This is a genomic window from Paenibacillus dendritiformis (genome assembly GCF_015845845.1).
GTDB classification, from domain to species: Bacteria; Bacillota; Bacilli; order Paenibacillales; family Paenibacillaceae; genus Paenibacillus_B; species Paenibacillus_B dendritiformis_C.
The window spans coordinates 1-3,800 of the sequence record NZ_LDIG01000185.1; the positions used below are offsets into that span (position 1 = coordinate 1).

Sequence of the window (3,800 nt, forward strand, 5' to 3'; positions counted from 1 at the left end):
CAGTTGATTCGCATCTATGCGGAAAAACCATGGGAAAATTTGATCGCTGCACTCAACCGCAAGCCGACCCGAACATCTAGGGGACGACCAAAGCGAAATGGGAGACGTCCGAAAAAGGCAACGAAGTCGATGAAGCCGAAACTGATTGTGAGGTAATGACAAACGAAAAATACTTTTACATATAATGGATAACGCGCAGGGTCTATTTCCAGCTCGACTTTTTTAGACTTAGCGCGGACATTGCAGATGTAAATATATATCATATATTGATGTTAATTGAAATTAGATTATGAACTAACCGCTCGATGCAACGCTAGTGGAACGACGGAGCATTTTCGAGAGAAACCGGGAGGGAGCCGCTCAAACATGGAGCGGAGCAAGCCAGATACGGAGAGAGTGCGATTAAAACAGAACGGAGGCGATATTCGGAGCATAGGTACGGTAGGGCTGGAATATACATTATGATATAATACAGGTACAGCAACATGTTGCAACCCGATATTGGTTCAAAATGCCAAATCAAAAAAAGAAAGGATCAGGATACCAATGTGTCCCCAAAGGATGCTTCCCCAAAGGACAGTCTGGAAACGTTATGATCTTTCTTACATCTAGCTTCCTCTCGCAGAGCACCGTCACTCCGATGTAGACTGACTGCGAAGGAAGCGTGAAATGATGCGAAGGACCTGCTCCTCTATCTGGCTTCCCGCCGTCTGTCGAAGGACGAATTCACGAACGACGAGAGGGAACCAAGATGAGGAAAAACGAACAATTACGTCATATTGTATGGATGTTGTTAGGCTCAATGCTGTTGGCTTTCAGCTATTATCACATTAATTTTCAGAATCACCTGGCTGAAGGCGGATTTGTCGGACTCGCGCTGATCGGAAAATATACATTCGACTGGTCACCCGCGCTGACCGTCCTGATGCTCGATATCCCGGTATTCATCGCCGCTTGGTTCTTCCAGGGGCGAAGGTTCATTATGAATACCGCGCTGGCGACGGGAGTGTTCTCCCTGACGTACGAGCTCTGCGAGCGCTACTCGCCGTGGGTGATGAATTTCGGCAGCAATATGGTGCTGGCGGCGGTCGTATCCGGAGTGCTGACCGGCTTCGCCGCGGGAATCGTGCTCCGTCATGGAGGCGCGACGGGCGGGGACGATATCGTAGCCTTACTCATCAGCCGCTTGACGAAGATAAGCGTCGGCACGGTGTTTATGTTGATCGACATTGCGGTGCTGCTGGTCTCCTTGTTCTATTTGCCGCTGTGGGATACGCTATATACGATTCTCGCGGTAAGCATTGCGGGCAAGGTCATTACTTGGACCGTACAGGCAGGCGTGCCGCGGCGTGCCGTACCGGTGCGTTCGCAGACGGCTGTTCACCATCAGCATGGTTAATATACAACATGAGCGAAGGCCCGTCCGATCTCTTCCCGCGGGGGAGGGACCGGACGGGTCTTTTTTGCGTGAAATCGGGGGAGGAATGCATGTTCGTCCAATTTTTGTCATAGGCTTGTGTCAAGGGCATAATGGAAGGAGGACGACGCATGGAAGGGTTAATGAAGTCAATGCTCGACAAGCTGCCTCCGTGGGCGTATCAAGTTTTCGCGGTCGTCATTGCCGCGGGCATGATTTTTTATTTCGTAAAGACGCTCTACATCAATAAAAAGCTTAGCGATATGATCGCCGACGTCATGCGCAGAGACGATCGGATGCAAGATATTCAGCTCCGGATGGATGAATTGCGGAGCACCCAAATGATGCATGAGCATACCGCCCAGCAGACGCTGTCGGCGCTTCGCGACGTGAAGCCGTTCATGGATGCGCTGAACGATATCCGGGCGATCGCGGATCCGTATGCCGTCCTGACGGAAGCGTCCTTCCTGCTCCAGCGAATGCTGGATATATTGGCCGTCGACATGAAGCTGAAGGCGGGGGGACATCATCGCTGCGGCATCTGGCTCCATGCGGATCAGATGCTGACGCTGCGCTTCGCCTCGGCGGGCTTCCCGAAGCATTATGTCGGCGAACGCCAGCTCCATGTCGATCGCTCTGTCGCCGGACGATCCTACCGGAAGCAGGCGATCGTGCAGATCGCGGATGTGACGAAGGATGAGGATTGGGAGCGGAATACGGATTCCAAGAGTCCGTACCAGGCGTTGATGTGCTTGCCGCTCGGCAGTTACGGGGTGCTCACTATCGACGGGCTGGAGCCGTTCCATGACTCCGGCCGGGCCATCGGAGAAATCTATGCGTCGCTCTCGACCGGAATCATAGCGGAATATATCGCCGCCTATCGGAGATGGTCGCAGACGGATCGCGGGAGCGCCAGCTTCGGGACCTACGGAGTCATGTAAGGGGCGTTGCGGTTTTTATTTGCGAAAAAGCGCCAGCAGCAGCGATCCGACGATACTGATAATGATGCAGGTGACGATCGGAAAATAAAAAGTAGAGCCGCCGTTTTTGATCACGATGTCGCCCGGCAGGCGGCCGAACGGAATCCAGCGGCCCAATACGGCCCATAATAATCCGACGACGATAAGGACAATCCCTGCCCCAATCAGCAGCTTCGGCATGGAAGGCATAGCGCGCACTCCTTTCTTGGGCCGCCCGGCAAGCGGGGGCCAGCCTGTTCTATTCTATAGTATACCCGCATCCGCATCGAATGCGCATGCGAGCGAAGGGCGAATTTATAAAAATCTCATAAAATCGGGATCCAGACGGTTACAAATCGGGCAACCTTGGGTATACTAAGAAGGAAAGGCATACCCATCACAAGGAGGGGATAGAGCATGGAGCAATTCACGATCAATCTCAACCAAATTGGTGGCGCTTATCAGCAGGGCGATTGGGAGCATATCGACGCCATTTACAGCCGGGCTCGAGCGCGAATTACCCAGGGCAGCCCTGTCGTCCTCTATCGCGATACGGCGAACGGTTCATCCATTACCGTACGCGTCTATGAGCAATTAAGCGAGCTGGAGGAATGGATTCAACATATGGAAGAAGAGTACGGTCTGACAGAACCCTATCTGTTGTAACTGTGCTGTCAATAGAGAGCCGCCGGGCAACGGCGGCTTTTTTGTATGCCATAGTTAGGCATTTAACGGAGTCCGATTGGGAAGGCCGATAATACAATACATTGTATCTTCGATGAAAAGGAGGATAACAAATGAGCGGTGTAGTTGAAGATCGCGGTCATGGCGTTGGCGGTCTCTGGACTTCGACAGGCGTCATCCTGGTTCTCTTTATTTTGCTGGTTATCGTATCTCGCGGGTTTATATACTAATCACGGGTAAGCTCCGGCAGTCTGGCCAAGGCTTGATGGTGAGGAGTGAATGCATCCGGGCGCGCCGGAACAGGCGCGCTTTTTTTATGGGCTTTAGTCCGTTGAGTGCGTGAAACGCACGAAACAAAAAACCACCCGCTATGCGGGTGGAGGGATCGAGGGTTTGACCAACAAGACCATCCCGATAAAATTGAGATGTTCAGGCTCAATGAAAGGAATGGTCTTAGATGGCAAACAAGAACTATAGTCTAGCTCACACGAAGTGGATGTGCAAATACCACATTGTGTTCACCCCGAAGTATAGACGGAAAGAGATTTATAATCAAGTGAGAAAAGACTTGATTGAAATCTTCAAGCGTTTATGTAAATACAAGGGAGTGGAGATCTTAGAAGGTCACATGATGCCAGATCATGTACATATGCTAGTAGCGATTCCTCCAAAAATCTCAGTATCATCATTCATGGGATATCTGAAGGGAAAAAGCTCACTGATGATATTCGAGAAGCATG

6 protein-coding genes are annotated in these 3,800 nt (G+C 51.3%); 5 read left to right on the forward strand and 1 reads right to left on the reverse strand.

Features of this window, described 5'->3' with window-relative positions:
• Positions 1-751: 751 nt before the first annotated feature.
• The gene (locus tag ABD76_RS19060; RefSeq protein WP_242069647.1) at positions 752-1,399 is read left to right on the forward strand and encodes a YitT family protein; all 648 of its coding nucleotides are present in this window, start codon (positions 752-754) and stop codon (positions 1,397-1,399) included.
• Positions 1,400-1,548: 149 nt separating this feature from the next.
• Positions 1,549-2,358 (forward strand): GAF domain-containing protein, encoded by an 810-nt coding sequence (locus ABD76_RS19065; RefSeq protein WP_197258749.1) that lies wholly within the window; start codon positions 1,549-1,551, stop codon positions 2,356-2,358.
• Between the two features lie 15 nt (positions 2,359-2,373).
• Here the strand turns inward: ABD76_RS19065 and ABD76_RS19070 are convergent, their stop codons facing one another.
• Positions 2,374-2,586, reverse strand: a complete 213-nt coding sequence (locus ABD76_RS19070) for a DUF2905 domain-containing protein (protein WP_197258750.1) — start codon at positions 2,584-2,586, stop codon at positions 2,374-2,376.
• Positions 2,587-2,793: 207 nt separating this feature from the next.
• Here ABD76_RS19070 and ABD76_RS19075 point away from each other — a divergent pair, with 207 nt between their 5' ends.
• The 3 genes from ABD76_RS19075 to tnpA all read left to right on the forward strand — a co-directional run.
• Complete coding sequence (locus ABD76_RS19075; RefSeq protein ID WP_197258751.1) at positions 2,794-3,042, forward strand: hydrogenase maturation factor; 249 nt, start codon at positions 2,794-2,796, stop codon at positions 3,040-3,042.
• A 131-nt stretch (positions 3,043-3,173) separates the two neighbouring features.
• Positions 3,174-3,290, forward strand: a complete 117-nt coding sequence (locus ABD76_RS19080; protein ID WP_197258752.1) for a sporulation protein YjcZ — start codon at positions 3,174-3,176, stop codon at positions 3,288-3,290.
• Positions 3,291-3,517: 227 nt separating this feature from the next.
• Positions 3,518-3,800, forward strand: a 283-nt coding sequence (gene tnpA / locus ABD76_RS19085) for an IS200/IS605 family transposase (RefSeq protein ID WP_197256799.1), incomplete at its 3' end; no start/stop codon positions are given.

What these genes read in the sequence shown, in the direction of transcription:
- ABD76_RS19060 (WP_242069647.1), top strand. Translation starts at nt 752, where the DNA reads ATGAGGAAAAACGAACAATTACGTCATATTGTATGGATGTTGTTAGGC.
- ABD76_RS19065 (WP_197258749.1), top strand. Translation starts at nt 1,549, where the DNA reads ATGGAAGGGTTAATGAAGTCAATGCTCGACAAGCTGCCTCCGTGGGCG.
- ABD76_RS19070 (WP_197258750.1), bottom strand. Translation starts at nt 2,586, where the DNA reads ATGCCTTCCATGCCGAAGCTGCTGATTGGGGCAGGGATTGTCCTTATC.
- ABD76_RS19075 (WP_197258751.1), top strand. Translation starts at nt 2,794, where the DNA reads ATGGAGCAATTCACGATCAATCTCAACCAAATTGGTGGCGCTTATCAG.
- ABD76_RS19080 (WP_197258752.1), top strand. Translation starts at nt 3,174, where the DNA reads ATGAGCGGTGTAGTTGAAGATCGCGGTCATGGCGTTGGCGGTCTCTGG.